Raw genomic sequence first — 24,114 nt, forward strand, 5'->3', positions numbered from 1 at the left:
GGGCGGTCGGTCACGGGCCCGGCGCTCCTCAGCGAGGAGCGCCGGGCACCTCGTCGTGGCGGGGCGCGACATGGAAGTCGAACGCCAGCGTCCCGGGGTCCAGGGCCGTCGCCCCGCCGTCGACGGTGAGCACGGCACCGTTCACATAGGACGCCGCCGGGGACAGCAGCCAGCTGATGGTCTCCGCGACCTCACGCGGCTCCCCCGGGCGACCCAGGGGAAGGAGTCCGGTCACCTCCGCGTAGGCGCCGTCCACGCCCTCCCCCCGCAGGTCCGCCTCCTCGGCGAAGCGCGCCATGCGGCGGTCGGCCATCTCGCTCCGCACCCAGCTCGGGCACACGATGTTGGCCCGCACTCCCCGGCGCCCGTAGTCGACGGCGACGGAACGGCACAGCTGGAGCAGGGCCGCCTTGGACGTGGCGTAGGGGGCGTTGCTCGTACCGTTGCGCAGGGCGGACACCGAGGCGACGGCCACCACCGCCCCTCTCGCCTCCAGCAGGTGCGGGATCGCCGCGCGCAGGAGCAGCAGCGGACCGGTGACGTTGGTGCGCATCACCTCGTCCCAGTCCTCCAGCGACAGGTCGCCCACGGCCCCGCCGCGCCCGATGCCCGCGTTGAGCACGAGTCCGTCGAGTCGTCCGTAGGCGGTCAGGGCCGCCTGGACCAGGCTGTCCGCGGCCTCGGGGTCCCGTACGTCGCAGGGGTGCGCGAGCGCCCCGGTCTCCCGCTCGAGACGTCGCAGCGGCTCGGTCCGCCGGCCCGAGACGACCACCTGGTGACCGGCTTCGCACAACAGCCGGGCCGTGGCCTCCCCGATGCCCGAACCACCGCCGGTCACGACAACAACTCGCTTGTCAGTCATAGTCTGTTTCGGCTCCTTCGCGATCAATGACGTGTCCGAGCCTAGGACCCGCTGATTCAGCGCTGATGACTTTGAGACATGAGGGGGGTGGGGGAAACCCACCCTCCGACTCTCCTGTCAGGTCCACTGCCCCGTCCCCCGCGCCCCTGCTGCACTGAGAGCTTCCGATCCCGACCTCGACGGGGGCTGCCGACATGTCGCTGATCACCGATGTCCGTCTACCCGTGGTCCAGTTGGTCAGGGTCTCCGTCGGCCACCGCGCCGCCGCCGGCGGTGGTCCGGCCCTCCACGAGGCCAGTGTCGGCTTCCCGGAGCGCACCCTGACCGCGGTCGTGGGTCCCTCCGGTGCGGGCAAGAGCACGCTCCTGCGGTGTGCCTCGGGTCTGGAACGGCCCGACGGGGGCAAGGTGTTCAGGGGATTCCGGGAGCTGGACGCCATGGACGACCGGGAGCTCACGGAGCTTCGGGGTCTGTTCGTCCCGAGGCGGCCCGAGTTGCTTCCGGGACTCACCGTGTACCGGACCGTGGCGCGGACGGCACGAGCCACCGGCCGCAGGTCCCGGCGGGCGGCCGCCATGGACGCGCTGTGCCAGGTCGGTCTGGAGGAGGCGGCCGGGCGGAGCGTGGACGGGCTCTCCGCCGAACGGCGGAAGCGGGTCGCCGTCGCCGCGACCCTGGTGGCGAGCCCCCGGATCCTGTTCATCGACGAACCGACGGACTCGCTCGACCCCGCCGGTGCGCGCCGGGTCATGGACGTGCTGCGCGCCCTGGTGGAGCGGGCCGGGCGTACCGTCGTCATGGGCACAAGCGATCCGCAGGCGGCGGCCCGCGCGGACCGGACCGTCTTTCTCGTCGCCGGCCGTGTGGCCGGCAAGCTCGACCATCCGACGGCCGACGAGGTCACCGCGGAACTCGCCCGGCGGCAGCCGACGCAGGCCGACGCCCCCGGCCCCGTGACCCGTGCCGCCGGTCGCGCGATGGTGGGGGAAACCCGACCTCAAGGTCTCGACCTGACCGTCATGACCTGCCCCGACGCCGACGATGCAATGGACGGGTGCTGATTCGACGGGCTCAACTTCGCTGGGACAACCGGGCTTTGTGGTGCGGCGGCTGGCTGGTGGCAGCCGGGTGGGCCGTCGTCTTCCCGGTCACCACGGCGCCCGAGCCGCACCGGGTGTGGGGCATGTGCGCCTGCCTGGGCTACCTCTGCGCGGCGGTCGCCGCCCTGTTCTCGCGCCGGCGCGGTCCCGCCGTCTCGGTGTGGCCGGCCCTCGTCGGTGCCGTCGTCGTGCCCTTCGCGCTCCTGGTGCTGACCGGCACGGCACAGAGCGAGGTCGCAGTGGTCGAGCGCTCCGGTCTGCTGACGCTGCGTCAGGCCACGCCCTATCTGGCGGATCCCGGCACGGTGGGCGAGGTCACCCCGTACCTGCCCGGCATGGCCGTGTTCGGGTTGCCGAGCGCGGTGCTGGGCGGGGGTGGTCCCCTGACCGGGCTGCTGGGCGACGCCCGGCTGTGGTGCGCCGTGGCGTTCCTCTGCTGTCTGCGGGCGGCCCGGCGTGCGATCCGGCGCCGGGCGGACGGTCCCTCGCCTGTCGTCGGCGGCGCGGCGAACGGCTACGCCCTCGGGGCGTTCGTCGCCTCGCCGGCCGTGGCGCTCGCGCTCTGCGTCAGCGGCGTGGACCTGCCGCTGACCGGCCTGCTGTTCCTGGCGCTGGTGTACGCGGCGCGGCGGCGGCCGGTGGCCGCCGGGCTGGCGCTCGCCTTCGCCTGTTCCCTCAAGTGGACGGCGTGGCCCGCCGTCGCGGTCGCCGTGGCGCTGCTCGCGCACCACGAGGGGCTCCGGGAGGCCGTGCGCGGGGCGGCCGTGGCGGTGGGCGGTACGGTCCTGCTGGTTCTGCCGAGCATGCTGCTGTCACCCGGGCCGCTGGTGCAGCAGGTGTTCGCCTTCCCGACCGGCCGCGGGCCGTTCGAGACGCCGGCGGCCAGTCCGCTGCCGGGCCGGTTGCTCGCCGACCTCGGTCCGGCCGGCTGGTACGCGGCGGTCGCTCTCCTGCTGACCGGCGGGCTGGCCGTCTTCGTGTCCCTCCTGGTTTGGCCGCCCCACGACCTCGTGTCGGCCGCCGACCGGCTCGCCGTCGGTCTGTGCGTGGCGTTCCTCCTCGCACCGGCCGGTCGCTACGGGTACCTCGCCCTGCCGGTCACTCTCTGCGTGCTCGCCCGGCTGGTGGGCGGCGCCCGCCGCGAGGAGCCCGCCCACGGCCTCGTCGTACGCGCCTCCCGGCCCGCCCGCCCGGTGCCGCTTCCCGTCGCGCGGGGTGCCCGGTGAGGGCCCGGCGTACCGCGGCGGTGGGGGCCGCCCTGCGGTGGAGCGCGCACCGGTTCCCGTTCGTCGAGGACGGGGTGGCGGTGCTGCGGGCGTTCGTGCCGGCGGGGTCGGTGTGCGTGGACGCGGGAGCCGAGTACGGGCTGTACACCTGGGTGCCGGCCGCCCTGGCCGGGCCGTCCGGCCGGGTGCACAGCGTCGAGCCGCTGCCCGGCCCCTGCCGCCGGCTGCGCGTCACCGGGCGGCTGCTGGGCGCCAGCAACGTGACCGTGCGCCGTGCCCCTCTGGGCGACCGGTATCGAACGCCGGCACCTGGCGAAGTACGGCGTCGAGCCCGGCGAAGTCCTGGGCCGTCTGCGCGACTTCGGATACCAGCCTCACCGCCCGCTGCGCGAGGGCCGGGTCCCCGTCACGCACGTCACCGACGACTGCCGCAACTACCTCTTCACCGCCTGACCACCCCCTCTCCGAAGGCAGCGACCATCCATGGGCACCACGCTGATCGTCACCAACGACTTCCCGCCCCGCCAGGGCGGCATCGAGACCTTCGTCCATGCCATGGCGACCCGCGTCCCCGGCCATGACGTGGTCGTCTACACGTCCGACGAGCCGGGTGCCGCCGCGTACGACGCGACGCTGCCGTTCCCGGTCGTCCGGGACCGCAGCCGGACGCTGCTGCCCACCCCTCGGGTGACCCGCCACACACTGGAGATCGCCCGGCGGCACGGCTGCGACCGGGCCTGGTTCGGGGCCGCCGCCCCGCTCGCGGCGATGGCGCCGGCACTGCGGCGCGGCGGGATACGGCGCATGGTCGCCACGACCCACGGCCACGAGATCTGGTGGGCGCGCACCCCGGGCGCCCGGCAGGTCATGCGGCGCATCGGCGACCACGTGGACGCCGTCACCTACCTCGGCGAGTACACCCGGCGCCGTATCGCGCCGGCGCTGGGGCCGCGGGCCGCGCTGGTGCGGCTGGTCCCGGGCGTGGACGCGGCGGAGTTCCTGCCCGTCCCCGGTCGGGCCCGGCAGATCCGGCAGCGGCACGGCATCGAGGGCCGCAAGGTCGTCCTGTGCGTCTCGCGGCTGGTCCGGCGCAAGGGCCAGGACATGCTGATACGGGCGCTGCCCGCGATACGGAGGGCCGTGCCGGAGGCGGTGCTGGTCGTCGTGGGCAGCGGCCCGGACGAGGAGCGGCTGCGCGGGCTCGCCCGCCGGCACGCCGACGGACACGTGGTGTTCGTCGGCGGGCTGGACCACGCGGCGACGGCTCCGTACTACGCGGCGGCGGACGTGTTCGCCATGCCCTGCCGGACGCGGAAGGCGGGGCTGGAGGCGGAGGGGCTGGGCATCGTGTTCCTGGAGGCGGCCGCCAGCGGGCTGCCCGTGGTCGCCGGGGACTCGGGGGGTGCGCCGGACGCGGTCGTCGACGGGGTGACGGCCACGGTCGTGGACGGCTCGGACGTGGCGGCCATGGCGCGCGCCGTGACCGGGATCCTGCGCGCCCCGGAGAGGGCCGTGGCGATGAGCGAGTCGGGCCGGGCGTGGGTGACGTCGCAGTGGTCCTGGGAAGCGTCGGCGGAGCGCCTGACCCGCCTGCTCTCCCCCGGCGCGGACCTGGAGACGGCGGTGTCGGTCCGCGACGACAAGAAGGACTGACGCGGCCCCGGCTCTCCCCGGGCGGCGGCGCTCGATGCCCCGGTCAGATCTGCGGGGGCCTCCTCCGGACAGTCGGCACCCCAAGGTGCCCCGTCAGATCTCCGGCTCTCCCCCGGACGGCACCCCTCGGCACCCCCTCAGACATGCGGCACTCCCCGGGCGGCGGCCCCCGGCACCCCCTCAGACATGCGGCGCTCCCCCGGGCGGCGGTCCCTCGGTGTGCCCGTCAGAACTGTGGGGTTTCCCGGCGGAGGTGGGCGAGGACTGCGAGGACGCGGCGGTTGCCCTCGGCCGGGTCGAGGTCCAGCTTCATGAAGATGTTGCTCGAGTGCTTGACCACCGACGCCTCCGTGATGGTGAGCCGCTGCGCGATCGCCTGGTTGTTGAGCCCCTCCGCCATGAGGGCCAGCACCTCCCGCTCGCGGGGCGTGAGCCGCTGCAGCGGTTCGTCGGCGGTCCGCTGCTGCAGCAGCACACGCACCACCTCCGGGTCGATCACGGTCTGCCCGCCGGCGACGCGGTCCAGCGCGTCGAGGAAGTCGGTGACCTCCCCGACCCGGTCCTTCAGCAGGTACCCGAGCCCTCCCTCGGCCGACGAACCGCCGCTGAACAACTGGGTCGCGTAGGCCGTGGCGACGTACTGCGACAGCACCACGACCGGCAGTCCCGGGTGCCGGCTGCGCAGCTCCAGCGCCGCCTTGAGCCCTTCGTCGCGGAAACCGGGCGGCATCCGCACGTCGGTGATGACCACGTCCGGCCGGTCGGCGTCCACGGCGCGCGCCAGTTCCACGGCGTCCCCGACGGCGGCGGTCACCACGTGTCCGACGCGGGACAGCAGCTCCACCAGGCCGGCGCGCAGCAGGACGGCGTCCTCGGCGAGCACTACGCGGAGCACGGCACCTCCACCCGCAGTTGTGTGGGTCCGCCGACGGGACTGGTCACGACGAGTCTCCCTTTCAGAATGGCCACTCGGTCCGCCAATCCTTGCAGACCCGCTCCGGCCGCGGGGTCCGCGCCGCCGTGGCCGTTGTCGGTGATGAGCAGGACCAGTTTGTCGTCGCGCAGGTGGCCGACGACGCTGACCTGGTCGGCGCCGCTGTGCTTGGAGGCGTTCGTCAGCGCCTCGGTGACCGTGAAGTACGCCGTCGTCTCGACCGCCGTCGGCAACCGGTCCGGCAGCTGTATGTCGACGGTCACCGGGATCGGGTTGCGCAGGGCGAGTTCGGCGACGGCGGCCGGCAGTCCGTGGTCGGTGAGGACCTGGGGGTGGATGCCGCGCACCAGGGAGCGCAGCTGGTCCAGGGCCTGGCGGGCCTCGCCGCGGGCGCGGGCGATGAGCGCGGTGGCCGGTGAGTCCTGGCCGCGCAGCTCCAGTTCGGCCAGTCCCAACGTCATGCTGAGCGCGACGAGTTGCTGCTGGGCGCCGTCGTGCAGATCGCGTTCGATCCGTAGTCGTTCCGCTTCGAACGCGTCGACCAACCGGGCACGGGAGCGGGTCAGTTCGATGACCCGGGTGCTCAAGTCCTCGTCGCGCGCCGACAGCAGGGACTGGGCCACCCACACCTGCGCCCCGGTGAGGAGTCCGCCCACGTAGGCGGAGACAAGCAGTCCGAACAGGCCCGCGGCGCTGCCGGGCAGGGCCGCGACGGGGTCGGAGATCGGCCGGCCGGGCACCAGCATCACCGTGTCGGGTGCGATCGCCCACACGATGACCGGTGTCGCGGTGAGCAGCACCGACAGGCCGAGCAGGGCGGCGAAGCCGATGCCCGTGGCGGTGAAGACGACAGCGAGGGCGAGGGTGTAGCCCAGTTCCCGCCAGGTGGCCCGCTCACGCAGCCGGGTGCGCAGCCAGGGCCAGGCGCCCGTGCCGGGCAGCGAACCGTGGGGATCGAGGAGCGGTTCCGGTTCGACGAGGCGTAACCGGCGCCGCTCCAGCGTGGCGACGGGGATGCCCAGCACGGCGACCCCCATGAGGACGAGCAGCCCGACGCCCAGCACGGACAGTCCCACTCCCACGAACAGCAGAACCGTCAGCAGGAGCAGGGCGAAGAAGCCCACGACGGTGCCGCTCAGCAGGAACGCCCAGCACCGCAGCGGCCAGAGGGTGAGAGCGAAACGCAGGGGGCGGGTCCGCAGGGCCTCCCAGACGGCGACGGTCATCGTGCGTATCCCTCCGGGGCCGTGCGCGTGCGGGTCCACCGGTCACTCTAGTGGGCCCGTGGCCTCGGCGGATGGTAGGGAAAACCCACCCCCCGGGACTCCTTGCAGCTCCACTGACCCGGGCGGCGCGCGCTGCTGGACTGGAAGCATGTCTCTGCTCACCGACATCCAACTGCCGGCCGTCCAGCTGGCCGCCGTCTCCAAGAGCTACCCGGGCGCCACGGGCCCTGTCCCGGTGCTGCGTGAGGTCAGTCTGGGCTTCTCGCAGCGGGCGCTGACCGCGGTGATGGGGCCGTCCGGCTCCGGCAAGACGACGCTGCTCAACTGCGCGGCCGGCCTGGACAGGCCCGACAGCGGCAAGATCCTCCGCGCGCGACGGCCGGTTCCCGCGTCGAGCACGGACGACGCTCACGCCTGGGCGGTGCAGCACGCACGGGCACTGGCCCGGACCGCCCGCGGCTACGCGTTCGACTTCGACGATCCCGGGCAGCTGAGGCAGTCCATGCGTTACCGGGACGGCTTGATGGCGGACAACGTCGCCTGGTGGGCGGCCCGGACGGGCGACAAGGTGCTGCTGTCCGCGCACAACAGCCACGTCGCCTACCGCACCTCCGACCCGCGCTACCCCCGCATGCAGGGCGCGTTCCTGCGGGACCGGCTGGGCGCGGACTACGTCAGCGTCGTCACGACGTTCGGCGAGGGGTCCTTCAACGCGACGGACCCCGACGGCACGACGCGTGTCCACACCCTGGGTGCCCCGTCGCCGAACAGCACCGAGCGCTTCCTGAACCGGGTGCGCCCCGGCGACTACTTCCTGGACCTGCGCTCCTCCCCCGCCCCGGCGCGCACCTGGCTGGACACGCCCCGGCCCACCCGCAGCATCGGCACGTCCTACCCGGAGCGCCCGCACCGGATCGCCCCCGCGGCATCCCACGACGTCTTCTTCTACCTCCGCCGCGTCGCGCCGGCCCGTCTGCTGTCACCTCCGAGCTGACGTGCCCCGGGCGGCCGACCGCAGCGACCACGGCCCCCACACCGACGGTGCGACACTGGACGGTGTGGCGGAGACCGAGCGGCAGCTCACTCAGCGGCTGGAGCGGGTCATCATGGACCTGCTGGACCGGCGTGCGGCCACTGCCTCGATCTGTCCGTCCGACGCCGCACGCGAGGCCTACGAAGGCGACGACGACGGCTGGCGCGCCCTGCTGGAACCGACCCGCCGGGCCGCGTGGCGCCTGGTGGAAGCAGGCCAGGTCGAAGTGACCCGGGCCGGCCGGCCCGTCACTCGGACCGAGGCCCGCGGCCCCCTCCGCATCCGCCGCCCGGGCCGGTAGCAGCCCGGCTCCGGACGAGTCGGTCTCGGCGGGCGAGCCGGACGCCGATCGCCCAGGTGTCCTACTTCCTGTCGAAGATCGACCTCCGCCGTGGCCCCGCCCCGACCATCGCCCCTTGGCGCAAAGGCCTGTTCATCGCCACCTCCTGCATCACGGTGGACGCAGCCGAGTACTTCGGCCTCCCCCGCGACCGCACGGTCATCATGGGCTCCCACGTCGAGATCCAGCCCCCTGCTGCGCCGCCCGCCGGCATGCCCCTTCGAGCAGGGCCCACATCACCGGCCACCACCGGCCGGACGAGGAAGAAGGAGAGACCACCATGGCGATCCAGCGGATGGACAACGTCGGAATCGTCGTCGAGGACCTGGATGCCGCCGTCGCGTTCTTCGTGGAACTCGGTATGGAGCTGGAGGGCAGGGCGGAGATCGAAGGCCCCTTCGCCGACCGGTGCACCGGACTCGACGGTGTCCGCTGCGACATCGCGATGCTCCGGACGCCGGACGGTCACAGCCGGCTCGAGCTGGCGAAGTACCGCAGCCCCGCGGTGATCACCGCGGGGCCACGCAACCGGCCGCACAACGTCCTGGGCACGCACCGTGTCATGTTCGCCGTCGACGACATCGAGGACACCGTTGCCCGCCTGCGCCCGCACGGCGCCGAACTCCTCGGCGGGATCGCCCGGTTCGAGGACAGCTACCTGCTCTGCTACGTCCGCGGCCCGGAGGGCGTCATCGTCGGCCTGGCCGAGCAACTGCGCTGAACGAGGATCCGGAGTGCGCCCCCGAGGGGGCTACTTCGGGTCGCGGGCGAACAGCGACCCGGACCAGACGTAGCCGAGTGCGCTCAGCCCCAGGCACAGGCGACGGCCACGACCAGACCGACGACGTTCTCGGCGGTCACAGCTTCGTCACTCCCTTGGCGACGAGGCCATCAGCGCGAATCCCGCGACGATGGTGACGAGGAAGGCCGGATCGGCCCTCGCGGCCCCCTGGAAGAGGTTCGGAAAGCATCGGACAGGCAGAGAGAACCTCGCTCCTGACCGCGCACCCCGTCGCCCGTTGACGAGTCCCTTACGGCGACCCCCGAACCTTTGACGCGCCTCTTACGCCCCTGCCCGCACGCACAACAGGCGCAACGGCATCCGGGAGCGGGGCCACCCCGGACTCAAGACCGCAGCGAGGACTGTCGCGAGCTATGGGCACTGCATGACGGATCGTAACTTCACGGCACAACAGTGCACTTGGCGGATAAAGGGGTGAGAAAGCGGGGTATGGAAGCCCTGTTCGTTTCGTGGAATGCTTCACGAAAACGACACAGTTGGCAGGCCGACTTCCGTACAGTGTTCCCGCTGCACGCCGAGTCGCCGGCCGTCTCGGCAGGTGCACGTCTGTTCGGGCTGCCTCCGCGGCCCTCAGACGTGAGGGGGGATGTCGATGTCTGTGGAAGCGGAGCAGCGCGGTGCGACGGGGGCCCTGCCCGGCGAGGAGGACGCGGTCGGGCAGCCCGACCTTCACATCGAGTTACGACTGCTGGCCGACGAACCACAACTCGCCTTCCAGCGGGCCACGCTGGAACGACTCGCCGTGGCCGTCGAGCACGGGGAGGGCCTTGCCGCCTGGTCCGGCGGCGGGCTGGTCGCCGCCTACGCGGGCGAGGGCGCCCTGGCCCCGCGGACGGCGGGCGCGGCCGCATGGGCGCGGCGGCTGGGCTCCGCCACCGCCGTGCTGGTGTACGCGCCGCTGGTCCTGACCTGGTCCGGCCTCGGTCTGGCCATGTACGCCTACCACGAGGCGCGACAGGACCCGTCGGCGCGGCTGCGGGGCACCTTCCTGGAGATGTGGCAGCAGGGTTTCGACGGCCACCTCCCCGGCCTTCTCCGGTTCGACGCCCTGGTCTGGTACACCATCACCCTGCTGGTGCTGGTGGTGGCCGTGACGCTGGCCTCGCGGAGCACGCAGCACCGAGCCGACGAGCAGGACCGGGCACTGCTGCTGCGGCTGGCCCACGCACTGGCCCGGGTCGAGGCGGCGGCGGTGGCGGCGGCCCACACCGAGCCCCGCCGGTTCACCGACGAGTTGCAGGGGGCGGCCGCGGAGTTACGGGCGCTGCTGGGGCTGTCGGACCGCGCGGGGGAACTCTCGCAGAAGCTGCTGGGCCAGGCCGTGGCCGCATCCGCGGAGGCGGCCACGGCGACCCGGACCATGGACGCGTCGGCGATCGCGCTGCGCGAGGCGGTGACCTTGGTCGCGGCCGCCTGCCGGGAGGCGGCCGCGGCCGCCGGACACCTGAGCCGCGGCGCGGACGGCTTCGGGGAGGCGGTCCAGGCCTCGACGGCCACGCTCACCACCGGCATGGTGGCCGCCGCGGAGGAGGCCGCGCGGCGGATCGTCGAGGCGGTGACAACGGCGTCCGGACATCTCACCGAGGCGACGACAGCCGCGTCCGACCGGTACGCGGAGGTGATGGCGCAGGCCGTTGCGGGGCTCGAGGCGCAGGCCGGGCGGCAGACGGACGAGGTACGGACGGTTCTCGCGCAGGGGCGCGACGCGCTGGCGGGTGCGGCCCTGGAGTTGCGGGAGTCCGCGTCCGGGCTGACGCGGAGCGTGGCGGTGCTGCCGGGGTCGCTGGAGGCGGCGGCGGGCGCGGGTGCCGACCACGTCGGCCTCGCCTACGAGACCGCGGTCACGGCGCTCGCGGCCTCCCTCCACGCGGAGGTGCGCCAGGCGGGCGAGGCGCTCGCCGCGGCGACGGCGCAGGCGCTGGCCCGCCAGGAGGTGGCGAACCGGGCCGCACAGGAACGGCATCTCGCCTCCGAGCAACGGCTGCTGGCCTCGGCGGCGGAGTCCCGCACCGTACTCGTCACCCTGCTGCGGCACGTCGAGGAGCACGCGGAACGGCTGACGGAGCGGGAGCGGCACGAGGAGAGCGTGCGCGCACGCGACCGGGAGAACCACCGGCTGCGCACCGACGCCCTGCGTGAGGAACTGGCCCTGCTCGACCAGGTGCGCGAGCGCCACGAGCGGCTCCTGGACGCATGGGCGGACCGCCACGCACAGGCCGGCCCACCGACTCCAGCTGCGCCTCCGGCTCCAGCTCAGACTCCGACTCCATCAGTTCCGGCTCCGGCTCCGGCTCCAGCCCCGGCTCCGGCTCCAGCCCCGGCTCCGGCTCCAGCCCCGGCTCCAGCCCCGGCTCCGGCTCCAGCCCCGGCTCCGGCTCCAGCCCCGGCTCCGGCTCCAGCCCCGGCTCCGGCTCCAGCCCCGGCTCCGGCTCCGGCTCCGGCTCCGGCTCCGGCGGCGCAGTCCCCAGCGGCGCCTCGCCCCGCCGCAGCGGCCTCCCCGCCCCAGGCCACGGCGGAACCATCGGCCGGGCAACCGCCGCCGGGAGGTCAGGCCGCGCCCGTGCCAGGTCCGCGCCCGACGGGAGCGGCGTGAAAAGGCCGCGCGGGCTGTCGCTCGCCCAGGCTTCCGGCTGGCTCTTCGCCGATCTGCTGCTGATGCTCGTCATCGTCGTGCTGGGCGGCCAGTCCTCGAAGGACGGCGGCACACCGCCGTGCCCGGGCTGCCCCTCGCCGTCCGCCGCTCCTTCCTCCACCTCATCGGCCTCGTCCTCGCCGTCCGCCACCACCACTCCCCCGGCATCCGCCGCTGCGCCGGGCCTGGACCCGCACAGCGAGTCGATCACCGTGCGGAACGTGGACGTCGTCGGCGTGCTGGCTCACGAGCCGCGGGCCCTCGCGCACGTCGAGCGTGAAGTCCGGCGGCAGACGGCCAGGTTCGAGGGACGGCACGCCGCACTGGTACTGGTGTGGGGAGTCGCGGCATCCTGCCCGTCCTGCCGCGGCATCGACCTCTCCCACAGCCAGCGGCTGGCCGACGAGATCGCCCCGCGGGTGCGCTCCTACGACCCGGCGTTCTTCCCCGAGGACGATCCCAAGCTGATCCGTCCCTACCACGATGGCGGCGGCACCCGGAACACCGTCCGTCTCGAACTCTTCTTCGTCCGCGCCTAGGCCGAGTCCGGCGCACCGCCGGCCAGTATCCGGCTGTTCACGATCACCAGGGGGGATCCATTGGCACGTCGTCTGTCGCTCAGTGAACTCGAGGAGTATGTCCGGGACGTCGTGGCGTTTCTCGAAGCGCTCGGCCCGCCGCAGACGCCGGAGGAGGAGGCCGCCCGGGAGACTCTGGCACGGGCCGCCGCGAAACTCGCGGCGCGGGTAGCGGCACCCATATCGCTCGCCGTCGTCGGGGAATTCACCGTCGGCAAGTCTTTGCTGCTGGGCGCGCTGCTGGGCCGCCCCGACCTGCTTCCCGTGGAGGAGCGTCCCGCCACCGGCAACATCACCGTGCTGCGGCTGCGCGAGGGCACGGCGGGGACGGGCACCCGCCTCGAGGACACATCGAAGATCCACTTCATGACCCGGGACCGGCTCGCCTCGTGCGTCCGGGAGATCACCCGGGAGTTGGCACGCCTGCTCGACGAGCAGCTGCCGCAGCTGAAGGCAGGCGAGGTGCTCGGCGGCGTCGACCTGATCGGCGGTCCGCAGGGATGGCAGCCGTTCCTCGCCTGGTACCGGTGTCTGTGGGGGGAGCAGATACCCCGGCTGCAGCGCGTCGAAGCCGACCTGATCTCCTCGCGCTTCCGCGACGCCGCCCTTGAGCTGCTGCGTATCCGCGACGCGGAGCAGGGCCAGCAGGGCCTGCTGGGATCCGAGCCGGTGGAACTCGGCACCGATGCCGTGCGCAGGGTGCTGGAGCTCCCCGTCGCCTCGGCCACGCCGGACACCGCTCCGGCTCCGCGCAAGCTCACGATCACCCGCGAGGGCGTCACGGCCGGCGGGGCGGCGCTGTCCGACTGCTTCCCGCTGGTGGAGCGGGTCGAGCAGGTCGTCGAGGTGGATCCGGCGTTCTGGCCTCTGGGCGATCTGCTGAGCGGGCGGGACGTGCAGTTCCTGGACTTCCCGGGCGTCGGCGCGGTCGGCTCCTTCGGGCGGGACCGCAATCTCAGCCGGCAGGCACTGCAGGACATCCACTCGATCCTGCTGGTGCTGCCGGCACACCATCTGCCGTCGGACATCGCGCTCGACTTCTGGCAGATGCTGGCCGCCGACGGACGCAGTCAGGAGGCCCTCGGCACGGCAGCGCTGCTGGTGGCCAACCAGTTCGACCGGATCGTGGTACCTGCGCTGGACGCCGGACAGCCGGGTGGCGCCGGGCTCGGCCGGGTGGACTCCCTCAACAGCCTGGAGGCCTTCGCCCCCAAGATCACCGGGCAGGGCGACAACCGTGAGCAGATCTTCCTCGCCTCGGCCGTCAACGGCCTGCTGCTCGAACAGCAGCCCTGGGAACGGGCCTCGGAGCAGACCCGGGACGTGATCCGTGACGCCGCCGAGCGGCTGGCGGACATCCACCGGCCCACGTGGCACGAGTTCGCCGCCCACCTGGAGCAGGACCGGCCGGACAGCCGCTGGCCCCAGCGGCTGCGCGCCTACGAGGAGGCCGGCGGCCTCGATGCGATCCGCCGCGGTGTCGAGCGGCACCTGGCCCGGCACGGGGACGCCCACCGGCTGGAGCGGGCGCACTCCGCCCAGCGCGACCTGGACCTCGCACTGCGGGCCTACCGGCGCGCCGCACCGCGCGACGAGCCCCCCGAGGCCGCCGCCTACCGGGAGGCGGCGGCCCGTTTCCGCGAGCTGGGCAAGCTGATCGGGCGCATCCTCGACGACATCGAACTCCTCGACGACACAGGCCTGTCGAAGCGGCCCGAGTCCCCCGTCCCTCCGGACGTCGAGACCTCCAGGGCCACCGTGCGCGCCGCGGTCTACGGGGCCCACTGGTGGGAACAGCTCGTGCAGCGGGCCCTGCGCAGCCCCGACCACCTGGTGCCACACGGCCGGCCCGCCGAGACCGATCCGCTCTCCCCGCGCAAACGTCGCCCCCGGCCCCGGCCGACCGCCGACGACACCACCGTCTTCCAGCAGCTCTTCGAACGGGTCCTCGCCGACCAGCGTGCCCTCGACCTCCACGAGCTGGACCGGTGGCTCGAGGAATGGCGCGGCTACTGGTCCGCCGAGATCGGCCCGCTGCGCGAGTGGCTGGACTCCGACGAGGAGTCGGCGTTGCTCCTGCCCGAGCTGTACACACGGCGACTGCACAACCCGCAGATCCTCGACGACCTGATCGAGGACCTGGACGTGGACGCCCTGGTGGAGTACGTCACCGAGAACGCGCCGGCGTTCCTGGAGTCGACGGCCGCCGAACCGGCCCACGCCTTCCCGATGCAGCCCGGTCATGCGCTGCCCTGGCACGCCGAGAGCGACAACGGCGACACCGAGGCCGACGAACGCAGCCGCCATCCGCTCGCCGTGCTGCAGATGCGCGCGGCGGTCGCGGACGCTGCCGCGGGCCAGGTCTCGACCCAGTTGCAGGGGTTGCTGCGCCGAGTGCTGCAGGTCTTCCGGGACACCTTCGACGGGGCCCGTGAGTCGCTCCTCGACCACGACGCCTTCCGGCCCCCGGTGAGCCGGAAGGCACCGGACAGGGCCGAGAGCGGGCGCGCACCCCAGGCCGAGGACGACGCCGGCCGGGGGCCCACCATCGACGACCTGATCCGCACGTGGCTCAACGGTGAGCGGGGAAGCGGGGGAGAGAAATGAGCGACAGCACACTGCGCATCACGTTCGCCCTGCCCGACGAGGGGCGGCTGCCCGACCCGGGCGCGCTGTCCGAGGAGAGCCGCGAGGCCCTCGCCTCGGCATGGCAGCAGGCCGCCGAGCGGCGGAACCCGGCGACGGCCGGGGGGCAGCAGGAGCGGGGACGGCAGGATGCGGGGCGGCCACGGCAGGAAACCGGGCAGCGGCAGGCGCCGGGGTGGCCCGAAGCACCCGCCTCGCCCCGGCGGCCGTCCGACACCCCACAGGGTCCGGCTTCCGGAGCGCACCAAGGGCCGTCCGTCGGCCCGGCCCCGCGCGTCCCGCTGCAGCCGGGCCAGCCCCTGGACCGCACCCCCACCGGCCCCGGCCCGGTCCAGGACCACAGTCCCGGCGGCCCCGGTCCGGCGCAGAACGGGCCGGCACGGAACGGGACGGCGCCCGGCTCCGGCCACCACGGCGACCCCCGGGGCCGCGCCCCCGTCGCCCCCCACCCGCACACGGCGTCGCAGTCACCGCCCGCGCCCCCGTCGCCTCCGGCGACACCGCCCGCGGCCGCGCAGGTCGTACCCGACGGTGCCGCCGCCTTCATCCTGGTCCCGGACGCCGACGGCTACCTCCTGCCCGACGTCCTGCTGGAACTTGTCGGTCCACCCGCCCATCTGACGGCACATCTGCCGGCTCAGGTGGAGGTCCAGCAGCCGGAGGGCGAACGGCTGCCGGGGCTGCTCACCAACGCGCTCGCCCGGTCGTGGTCGGCCGGCGGGCACGGCACGTTCCCGGTGGACGGGCCGCGGCGGATCTCGCACGGGGCGCGGCTGCCGCTGTTCGCGGTGCATCCCCACGGCTCGGCCACGGCGTCCGGCCGGGACACGCGGCCCCTGTCGGTCACCGTGAGCTGGCGTGTGCAGTACACCGGGCCCACCACACAGGGCACCGCCCATGCCTCCGCCGTGCTGCGGCTGTGGCCGCCCGGGCTGCCCGCTCCCGCGCCCCGACCGCACTCGGCCGAGTACCTGGTGCTGCGCAAGCCCGAACGCTGGGTCGAGGGGCTGGCTGCGGCCGTCGACTTCGGCACCACCGCGTCCACGGTCACCCTGCTGGGCCGGGCGCACACCGGCGGACAGGTGGACGCGCATCAGGCCGCCGCCCTCGCCCGGCAGCTGTCCGCGCTGACGGCCCCGCCGGACGACGCCCCGCGGGCCTGGAGAAGCGCTCTGGAGGCCCTGCGTGCAGGGCAGCTGGAGATCGGCGGTCCGTCGGGCCGCACGCTGGGCGGCTCCGAGGCGCTGACGCAGTTGGACAACCTGGCGGTGGCCACCAGGGTGCTGCTGTGGGTGGAGGAGGTCCGCGCGACGGCGGAGGAGCAGGAACTGCGGGACTGGCTGGTCGAGCAGCTCCACCGGGTGGTGACCGCGACCGTGCGCACGCCCGCGCTCGACCTGCACCAGCTCGCGGCGGTCGAGTTCGGTTACGGCCAGGGCACCACCCCCACCCGGGCGCCCGCCACCTCGCTGCGTGAGGTGCACGGCAATCAGGACCGTCCGGGGGTGTCCCGGGCCCGGGGCCTCGCCTTCGAGCTGACCCCGGAGGAGACCGAGGGCATCACCGGCATCAAGCGGAAGCTGCTCACCACGCCCGGCGGCCGGGCGTCGGAGCAGGGTCCGACCCCGGTGCACCTGGCCCAGCACGTCTACCACCTTCTGGCAGACCGGGCCGAGCGGGTCGCCCACGGGGAGGACACGGGCACCCCCGGGCACCTGAGCGCTGTCCTGCTGACCTTCCCCACCTCGGCCACCCCCGCGGCCCGGACCCAGTTGGTGGAACTGGTGCAGCGCGGGCTGTCGGTGCCGCACGTCGAACTCCTCATCGACGAGGGCCTGGCGGCCGGCCTCTACTTCGTGATGCGGGACCTCACCGCGAACCTGGACGTGGGCCTGGAGGCCCTGCGCGCCGCTTCCCGGCCCGTGCCCGGCGAGCCCGATACCTGGCGCAGCATCATGCTGGTCGTGGACATCGGCGGCGGCACCACCGACATCGCGCTGCTGGACCTGGTCCTGCGCGACCTCACCCCCGCCCTCGATCCGGCGGACCGGTTCACCTCGGGCCGCGCCTACATGCTGGAGCCGCGCATCCTCGGCACGATCGGGCACGGCCAGCTCGGCGGCGACCTGCTGACCCTGCTCGTCCTGTACTGGGTGAAGGCCACGCTGCTCGACAAGGTGGGCCGGGGCGACCCGGACCACACCGGCGAGCCGCTGTCCGCCCGGGTCGCGCGACAGGCCGGCGGGCACCGCGAACACCTGGTGAGCAGCGAGGTCCGCGAGCTGCTGCGCCGTGAGCTTCCGACTCACTGGCGCGAGCTGGGGCGCGATCTCGAGGACGCGGAGGAGGCACAGCAGCGGGAGGCCGGCTTCAGCACGTTGTGGCGGCTGGCCGAGCGGGTCAAGCGGGCGCTCGGCGAGGAGAACGGGGACACCGGCCTCACCGAGGACGAACTGGCCGATCTGCGCCAGCGCTTCGAGCCGCTGAAAGGCCTCGCCGGCCCCGTCGTCTTCTCCCAGGACGAGTTCCGCGACCTGATCGAACCGTTCGTTCGGCAGGCGGCCGAGATGGCGGCGGGACTGGTCTCGGACGCCTTCCGGCGGATGAGTGCCCACGCCGGCGACCGCGCCGGGCGGGCCGGCGGGAGCGGTGCCACCGACGCGGCACCGTACCTCGACCAGGTGGTCCTCGCGGGGCGCAGCAGCACCATGGCGGCGGTGCGCCGGGCGGTGAACCACGCCCTGCGGCGGGCCGACCACCTGCACGGCAAGGTCACCCGCAAGGTGGAGTGGAATCCCGAACGGCTGGAAGTCGAGACCGGGTTCCTCGCCAAACAGGCGACGTCCCTGGGGGCGGCCTGGCTGCACCGGGTGCGCGGCCGGGTCGGGGCGTTCGGCACGGGCTCCGGCGGTCTGATCCACTCGGAGCTGTCGATCGTCACGCAGGGTCTTTTCAGCTGCCTGCCGTGCGACTTCGTGCTGCAAGGCCTGGCCGCCATGGGCGTCGAGCTGTTCAGCTCCGGGACGCCGTTCGAGCAGCTGGGCCCGGACGGCTCCCTGGGCCTCGCGAGCCCTTGGCGTCCGGTGGTGCGCACGCCCAGCGTGATCCGCCCCCGGGCGGGGAGCAGTCCCATCCCGTGGGGGATCCTGGAGGTGGAGAACCGGGCCCGCCGGGCCGGATGCGACCTGTCCTCTCCCGCATGGGACTTCGACCACGGCGCCGAGATGCGGTTCCGCATCCGAGTGGACGAACGGCTCAATCTGACGGCCGAGTTCCGGCACGGCCCCCGCCAGCACTACTGGCTCCCCGACGACCCCACGACGGACGGGCGCGGCGCGCTCGCGCTCAACAACCGCGCCGGACTGCGCTTCGCCGCGCACCAGCCGATGGTCCGGGTGCCGGGGGACATCTGCGCGGCGTCGGAAGCGTGGGGCAGCCCCGGTTGTGTGCTGCGCGACGTCTTCCCGGCCGAGGAGGGCGAAGCGGGAGCGCCGCTGCTGACGTACTTCCCGGACCTGTTCCACCTGGGCGCGCGCCCCGACCCGCTGGTCGAGCCCACGCCTGGCCGGATCGCCGAACTGCACCTCAGCGAGCAGGCCCACGCGACGGAGTTCCTCTACTTCTACGTCCGTGATCCCGGCGGCGGTGATCCTGTGTTCCTCGACAAACTCCCGGTGCCGGCGGCGAACCCGCACGCGCAGTCGAGCCCGGTGCGCGTCACGCTGGACGCCCGGGGGGAGCTCCGGCTGCACCGCGGTGCCCTGCGGATGCCGGAGGCGGAGAGCTTCGTGGAGGCCGAGCAGCGGCCGGGCTGGGTGTACTGCGTGCCCATGGAGATCACCGCCCGTGAGTACCAGTCCGGCTGGGACCCCGACAGCGGGGAGCACTGATGGCGAACGAACAGCACCGGTCCGGCACCGACTCCGCCGACGCCCCCGCCGACGCCCCCGCCGACGGCCCGGAGGCGTGCCTCGACGAGGCTCGCCACAGTCTGGCCGATTTCGCCGGTACGGCCGACGAGGTCCTCCGGACCCGTTCCTCCGCCGCCGGTCCGCTGCTCGACGGACTGACCCTGCTGGTCCAGCGGCTGGGGACCGAGCTGACCCGGGTGGACGACGACGCGGCCCCGGTGGTGCAGGACCTGCTGCGGGACCTGGACCGTGCCGTGCGCACCGCCGCCGTGGCCACGGGGGCGCGGGGCCGGACGGCACCGGCCCCGTGGGCGCCTTCGGGCGTCGACGACGCGTCGGCGGCGGTCCGGTACGCACAGGAGGCCGCGGAGGCCGCACAGGAGGCCGCGCACGCCACAGCCAGGGCGCGGCTCGCTGCCCACCGGGCCTGGGAGAAGAAGGCGGCCGCGGAGGCCGCGACGCGGGCCGCCGAGCAGGACGTCGACACCGCCGAACAGGCGGCCGAGGAAGCACACGAGCTGACCCGCACGGCACAGGAGGACGCCCGGAACGCCCGGGAGGACGCCCGCCAGGAGGAGGAGCGGGCACGGGCCGCCCAGGAGGAGACGCGGACCGCCCTGGAGGAGGCCCAGGCCGCCCGGGAGCGCACCCGCACCGCACGCGAAAAGGCCCTGGCCGCCCAGGAAGCCAGGCGCAGCGCACAGCAGGAAGCCCGACAGGCGGACGGGCAGGCACGGACCGCCCAGGAGGAGGCCCGGCAGGCGCAGGACGAAGCCGAGACACACCGGCGGGAGACGGACGGGGCCCGGGCGCGGGCCGAGGAGGCCCGGCAGCGGGAGGCCGAGGCCCGTCGGGAGGCCGCAGAGGTCGGGCGGGCGGCGAAGACCGCGCAGGCCGAGGCCGAGGCGGCCGGGCGCACAGCGGCGGAACAACGCGAGGCGCGTGCCGCCGCGGAGGAACGCGTGCGGCAGGCACGGGCGGAGGCCGAGCTCGAGGAGCGGTACCGGAAGGAGGCCGAGGCCGAGGCGGTCCGGGCGGAGAGCGCACGGCAGGAGGCCCGGCGGGCCCGCTTCCACGCCGGGCTGCGGCTCTCGGCGGACCTGATCTGGGACCGGTACCGCGACCCCGCCTTCGCCTTCGGCACCGAGGAGCCGCCCGCCGACGCGGACGCCGGTGCCCTGTGGTCCCGCGTCCATATCGCGCTTTTGCGGCTGACCGAGCCGGACCGGCTCGGGGAGGCCGAGGCGCTGGCCGCGCTGGCGCGGCGGTGCGGTCTCGATCCGGGCGACATCGCGCCCGGAGAGCCGGGGCCCGGGCAGCCGGCCGGTCCCGGCCAGACCGTGGTCGCGGTCCCGGCGCTGCCCGAGTACGGGGTCGAGGAGCTGCGGCTGCGCACGGACGTCCCGCGCTGGGCCGACCTCACGGTGGACGAACGGGCAGAGGTCACGGCGCTGTTGGCGTCGGCCCGGGCCGAGGCGGAGGGCGGGTCCCAGGACCGGCTCGCGGTGTTGCTCTCCTCCCCCCAGGACGACGACCTGCTGCTGACGGCGCTGCTCCGGATCTGGCAGGCGGACGGGCTACTCGCGCTCGACGCCGGGCTGGGCCGCTGGCCGGACGCCCGGAAGCGGCGCTGGGTCCCCTGGGTGCGCGAGGACTTCCGCAAGCAAGCGGTCCATCAGCTCGCGCTGCTGGCCAGCGTGTACCCGGAACCCGTGCCGGGCTGGACGTGGGCCGGGCCGGAGGACGCCCAGACCGCCGTGGCCTGGCTGCACTCCCTGGACGCGGTGCTGGGCTTCCACCACCACGCCCCGGCCCTGCGGGGAAGCTGGTGGTGGAGCTGGCGCCTCGCACTGGCCGCGGAGCTGGTGCACCCCGCCGGTTGGGCGGGCCGCCGGGCCGTGGTCGACCCGGACGAGCTGACCCGGCTGTTCACCGGTCCCCGCAGCAAGGACTGCTTCGAGCAGCCGGACGTCTGCGACCGTGTCTCCCCGCCGGTCCAGTGGCTGGTCGCACCGCCCCTGATGGCCGCGGACGAGGAGGGCACCCCCCGGTGTCTGCGCAAGGGCCGGATCGTCCGCGGGGTCGGACGTGGCTAGCCGTTCGGGCGCCGACCGGTCCGGTCGGCTGCTGAATGCGGTGTCCGCGCTCGCCGAGCTGCCGCTGGCGCGGGCGTGCGGGCTGAGCCCGGCCCTCGCCGAGGACCTGACGGTGCTGGCGGCGGGACATGCCCCGCGGCTGCGGGTCGCGCTCAGCGGGCCGGAGCCGGCGATCCGCCCGCTGGCGGCGGCGCTGCACCGCGGCCTCCCGCCCGACGTCGTACGGCTGGACGCGCGGCCGGTGGACGGTCACCTGCTGCTGCACGTGGTCCGCGACGAGCGGACACCGTCCGTCGCCGGAGCGGGCGGAGGCGACTCGGACGTCCCGGATGCCCACCTGTCCGAGGTCTTGGTGCGCCCGGGCGCTCCGAGGGCGTCGGTGGTCGTGGTCGCCGAGGACGACTGGGACGGGCTCGGCCTGGACTCCGTGGCGGGATGGAACGCCGACCGCCTCTGGTCGTGGCCGCGGCCCTGGCACACCGTCGCGGTCCGGGCCGTCGTCCCCCGCTGGGCCCTCACCCGGCCGCAGCGGGCCGGGCTCGACGTGCTGCTGCGCGAGGAACTGGTCCCGGCGCTTGACGGACGCCACGCCCTGACGGCCGCCGTGACGCGGACCCGGTTGGCGCGGGCGCTGCGGCTCCTGGACGCGACGGCCCGGGACGTGACCGCCGCCGAGCCGGTCGCGGTGACCGCCGCCGACAGCTGGCTGCGGTTGCAGGCGCGGGCCGGCGGCCGGCCCGCCCGGCGGCTGTCACGGCTGCTCGACGGATGGCCGGCCGGCCCTGTGACTGCCGGTTCCTCGCCGGACGGTGGTGCCTTGCCCGACACGAACACACTCCCCGGCATCAGTTCCCCGCCCGGCGCGGGACAGGACACGGCCGATGCGGCCGGGCCGGACGTGAGAGACGGAGAAGTCTCATGACGACGCTGGTGCTCGGGGTCCTCCTGTCGGTCAGCGTGCTGAGCCTCGCGCTGCTGGCGCTGCGGCTGCGGGCCCGGGAACGCGTGCTGCGGCGTGCCGCCCAGGCCGAGCGCGCCGCACAGCAGGCCGCGTTCGACGCCGAGCTTGCGAGGCAGCGGGAGCAGTGGCAGACCGAGCGGGCCGGGCTGGTGGGCACCGTCGGCGAGAGCGGGAACAGCCTGGAACTGGCGCGGGCCGCGCAGCGGTCGGCCGAGGCCAGGGCCGAACAGGCGGTGGCGGAACAAGCCGACACGCAGAAGGAGCTGGCGGCGGTGCGGGCGGCTCGGGCCGACGCCGAGGCAAAGGTGCGGCTCCTGGAGGCGCGGCTGCGGGAGACGGACGACGCCGTGCCGCCGACCGCGCGGGCGGCGTCCCCGGCGGTTCCGCGTGAACTGCCGCTCGGCCGGGACGCGGCCGCGGACAGCGTCGTCGACGGGGCCGACCTCGGGCCCGTGGTCGTCCGGGCCGCCTCGGTACGCGGCCGACGTCACCGCGAGGACCGTGAACACCGCCGGGACGCAGTGCAGTTACGGCTGGTGGACGGCTCCGGCTCCCCGGTTCTGCTGAGCGCCGTCGCGCCCGGAGCGCCCCACGCTCCGCTGTCCCAGTCCGCCGCCACCGCGGCCTGCCGGGCCCTGGTCACCCAGCTGTCGTCCGGCACCTCGCCGTTCCGCGACGGCCCCTTCGGTGAGGGTGACGACGCGTCGGTGACATCCGCCCTTCGGACCGTCCTGGCAGGGGTGGCCAACTCCGTGCGCCTGGTGGGCCGGGCGAACACCGCGGGAGTGGTGCACGCCAGCGAGGACGCCCAGGTGGCGACCTCCCTCTACGGGTTGCTGTCCCAGCTGGGCGACCACCGGGAACGGCAGCACCTCGTCTTCGGGGTGGGCGACGCCCGGCTGCTGCGGCTGCGCGCGGGGGACGGAGCGGAGGGCGCGCCGCGCTGGACGCCGCTCCTGACGCCCGATGCCGCCCTGGCCGGCCGCTCGCTGCCCGCCGTCGCGGAGGACGGATCGGACCTGGTCTGGCAGCGGGTCGTCACGCGGTCCGGTGACGTCCTGCTCCTGGCGTCCGGGGCCATGGCCCGGCTGTTGGACCAGGAGGAGGTGGCGGACTGGTACGCCCGCCGCTGGCACGGCCGTCAGCCGTTCCTGACGTCCTTCCTCTCCGACGTCAACGCCGACATCCGTGACGACGGGGGCGATCGCAGTCTGGTCTGTCTGTGGGACCACGGGCACGCCGCCGCCCTGCGGGGAGAGGGAGCCGCCCCCCGGTCGTGAGGGCGGCGTGCCACGTGCGGGTCGGCGATTGGGCGCAGCAGCGGGCGGCCGCGTCCGGACCGGCGGACGGGGGCGATGTCACGCAGGGGCGCCGAGCGGCGGGTGCTCGAGCACGCGGGGCTTGTACTCGAGCAGCTGGATGCGGCCGTCGAAGGTGCGGTGCCCGATCATCTCGAGGGCGACGTCCGGATAGCCGTCGTAGATGCGCTCCGTGCCCGTGGCCCCTGTGATCACCGGGAACATCACGACCCGGAAGCGGTCGACGAGTCCGGCTCGGAGCAGGGACCGGCACAGGCTGAGGCTGCCGATCGTGCTGAGGAGCCCCGGGCCCTTCGACTTCATGGCGCGGACCGCCTCGACGGCGTCGCCGCGGACGAGCGTGCAGTTGGCCCACGTCAGCGGCTCCTGGAGTGAGGAGGAGAACACCACCTTGGACGCTCGCGTGAGCTCGTCGACGGACGCCTCCTCCTCGGGCCTGAACTCGTCCTGGCCACTCGGGACCTCGCCTGCGGCGAACCCCGACATCAGGCGGTAGGTGTTCGCTCCCATCAGGTAGGTGACCTCGGGCTGCTCGCCGAGCCACGCGAGGTACTCCGGGCCCTCGAGGCCCCAGAAGCCGGGCCATCCCTCTCCCGATGCGCAGCCGTCGAGGGAGGTGATGAAGTCGACGAGAAGCTCCGACATGGCGGTGTCCTTTCCTGGGCTGTCACGAGCTTGGACCGAGCGAGCGCCACGAACTCATCGGCCGCGCTGTGGAACAACCAGGAAACCAAGATGTCGATCTGAACAAGCCGCGTAGACCTCCGGACCGGATCCTCATCCCCTGCCGAGCCT

General features: G+C 74.1%; 18 protein-coding genes and 1 pseudogene. 15 read left to right on the top strand and 4 right to left on the bottom strand.

What is annotated here, in order from left to right; genetic code table 11:
• Window positions 1-28 precede the first annotated feature (28 nt).
• A complete protein-coding gene (locus tag ACFZDI_RS31305; RefSeq protein WP_234849591.1) occupies window positions 29-862 on the bottom strand; it encodes an SDR family NAD(P)-dependent oxidoreductase in 834 nt (277 codons plus the stop codon).
• Between the two features lie 194 nt (window positions 863-1,056).
• Between ACFZDI_RS31305 and ACFZDI_RS31310 the strand changes: the two genes are divergently transcribed.
• From ACFZDI_RS31310 to ACFZDI_RS31325, 4 genes are all read left to right on the top strand, one after another.
• Entirely contained in the window at window positions 1,057-1,923 is an 867-nt protein-coding gene (locus tag ACFZDI_RS31310) for an ATP-binding cassette domain-containing protein (RefSeq protein ID WP_391255135.1), read from the top strand.
• 56 nt (window positions 1,924-1,979) lie between these two features.
• Complete coding sequence (locus ACFZDI_RS31315) at window positions 1,980-3,188, top strand: glycosyltransferase 87 family protein (RefSeq protein ID WP_391255138.1); 1,209 nt, start codon at window positions 1,980-1,982, stop codon at window positions 3,186-3,188.
• Between the two features lie 273 nt (window positions 3,189-3,461).
• A complete protein-coding gene (locus ACFZDI_RS31320; protein WP_391255140.1) occupies window positions 3,462-3,641 on the top strand; it encodes a hypothetical protein in 180 nt (59 codons plus the stop codon).
• Between the two features lie 30 nt (window positions 3,642-3,671).
• Window positions 3,672-4,841: a glycosyltransferase gene (locus ACFZDI_RS31325; protein WP_391255143.1), complete on the top strand. Its 1,170-nt coding sequence runs from the start codon at window positions 3,672-3,674 to the stop codon at window positions 4,839-4,841.
• A 226-nt stretch (window positions 4,842-5,067) separates the two neighbouring features.
• On the opposite strand, the gene ACFZDI_RS31330 is transcribed toward ACFZDI_RS31325, so the two are convergent.
• Both ACFZDI_RS31330 and ACFZDI_RS31335 read right to left on the bottom strand, forming a co-directional pair.
• Entirely contained in the window at window positions 5,068-5,736 is a 669-nt protein-coding gene (locus ACFZDI_RS31330) for a response regulator transcription factor (protein WP_234850384.1), read from the bottom strand.
• Entirely contained in the window at window positions 5,724-7,001 is a 1,278-nt protein-coding gene (locus tag ACFZDI_RS31335) for a sensor domain-containing protein (RefSeq protein ID WP_391255145.1), read from the bottom strand. Before ACFZDI_RS31335 ends, ACFZDI_RS31330 begins: the two co-directional genes overlap by 13 nt.
• A 148-nt stretch (window positions 7,002-7,149) precedes the next feature.
• Here ACFZDI_RS31335 and ACFZDI_RS31340 point away from each other — a divergent pair, with 148 nt between their 5' ends.
• From ACFZDI_RS31340 to ACFZDI_RS31390, 11 genes and pseudogenes are all read left to right on the top strand, one after another.
• Entirely contained in the window at window positions 7,150-7,995 is an 846-nt protein-coding gene (locus tag ACFZDI_RS31340; protein ID WP_391255148.1) for an erythromycin esterase family protein, read from the top strand.
• Between the two features lie 112 nt (window positions 7,996-8,107).
• Complete coding sequence (locus ACFZDI_RS31345) at window positions 8,108-8,335, top strand: DUF3253 domain-containing protein (protein WP_391255270.1); 228 nt, start codon at window positions 8,108-8,110, stop codon at window positions 8,333-8,335.
• A 56-nt stretch (window positions 8,336-8,391) separates the two neighbouring features.
• A pseudogene (locus ACFZDI_RS31350) lies at window positions 8,392-8,547 on the top strand (hypothetical protein); the annotation flags it as partial.
• A gap of 107 nt (window positions 8,548-8,654) precedes the next feature.
• On the top strand, window positions 8,655-9,095 hold the full coding sequence (locus tag ACFZDI_RS31355; RefSeq protein ID WP_234850378.1) for a VOC family protein: 441 nt from the start codon (window positions 8,655-8,657) through the stop codon (window positions 9,093-9,095).
• Window positions 9,096-9,768: 673 nt separating this feature from the next.
• On the top strand, window positions 9,769-11,769 hold the full coding sequence (locus tag ACFZDI_RS31360) for a hypothetical protein (RefSeq protein ID WP_391255152.1): 2,001 nt from the start codon (window positions 9,769-9,771) through the stop codon (window positions 11,767-11,769).
• The gene (locus ACFZDI_RS31365) at window positions 11,766-12,347 is read left to right on the top strand and encodes a hypothetical protein (RefSeq protein ID WP_391255154.1); all 582 of its coding nucleotides are present in this window, start codon (window positions 11,766-11,768) and stop codon (window positions 12,345-12,347) included. The genes ACFZDI_RS31360 and ACFZDI_RS31365 overlap by 4 nt, the downstream gene beginning before the upstream one ends.
• A 60-nt stretch (window positions 12,348-12,407) precedes the next feature.
• The gene (locus tag ACFZDI_RS31370; protein ID WP_391255157.1) at window positions 12,408-14,993 is read left to right on the top strand and encodes a dynamin family protein; all 2,586 of its coding nucleotides are present in this window, start codon (window positions 12,408-12,410) and stop codon (window positions 14,991-14,993) included.
• Window positions 14,990-18,922: a hypothetical protein gene (locus ACFZDI_RS31375; RefSeq protein WP_391255159.1), complete on the top strand. Its 3,933-nt coding sequence runs from the start codon at window positions 14,990-14,992 to the stop codon at window positions 18,920-18,922. Before ACFZDI_RS31370 ends, ACFZDI_RS31375 begins: the two co-directional genes overlap by 4 nt.
• Window positions 18,922-21,039, top strand: a complete 2,118-nt coding sequence (locus tag ACFZDI_RS31380) for a hypothetical protein (protein WP_391255162.1) — start codon at window positions 18,922-18,924, stop codon at window positions 21,037-21,039. The genes ACFZDI_RS31375 and ACFZDI_RS31380 overlap by 1 nt, the downstream gene beginning before the upstream one ends.
• Window positions 21,032-21,961 (top strand): hypothetical protein, encoded by a 930-nt coding sequence (locus ACFZDI_RS31385; protein WP_391255165.1) that lies wholly within the window; start codon window positions 21,032-21,034, stop codon window positions 21,959-21,961. The genes ACFZDI_RS31380 and ACFZDI_RS31385 overlap by 8 nt, the downstream gene beginning before the upstream one ends.
• The gene (locus tag ACFZDI_RS31390) at window positions 21,958-23,280 is read left to right on the top strand and encodes a protein phosphatase 2C domain-containing protein (RefSeq protein ID WP_391255167.1); all 1,323 of its coding nucleotides are present in this window, start codon (window positions 21,958-21,960) and stop codon (window positions 23,278-23,280) included. Before ACFZDI_RS31385 ends, ACFZDI_RS31390 begins: the two co-directional genes overlap by 4 nt.
• Window positions 23,281-23,358: 78 nt before the next feature.
• Here the strand turns inward: ACFZDI_RS31390 and ACFZDI_RS31395 are convergent, their stop codons facing one another.
• The gene (locus ACFZDI_RS31395; RefSeq protein ID WP_391255169.1) at window positions 23,359-23,964 is read right to left on the bottom strand and encodes a dihydrofolate reductase family protein; all 606 of its coding nucleotides are present in this window, start codon (window positions 23,962-23,964) and stop codon (window positions 23,359-23,361) included.
• Window positions 23,965-24,114: the final 150 nt, after the last annotated feature.

The organism is Streptomyces sp. NPDC007907 (assembly GCF_042959365.1).
Classification (GTDB): Bacteria; Actinomycetota; Actinomycetes; order Streptomycetales; family Streptomycetaceae; genus Streptomyces; species Streptomyces indiaensis.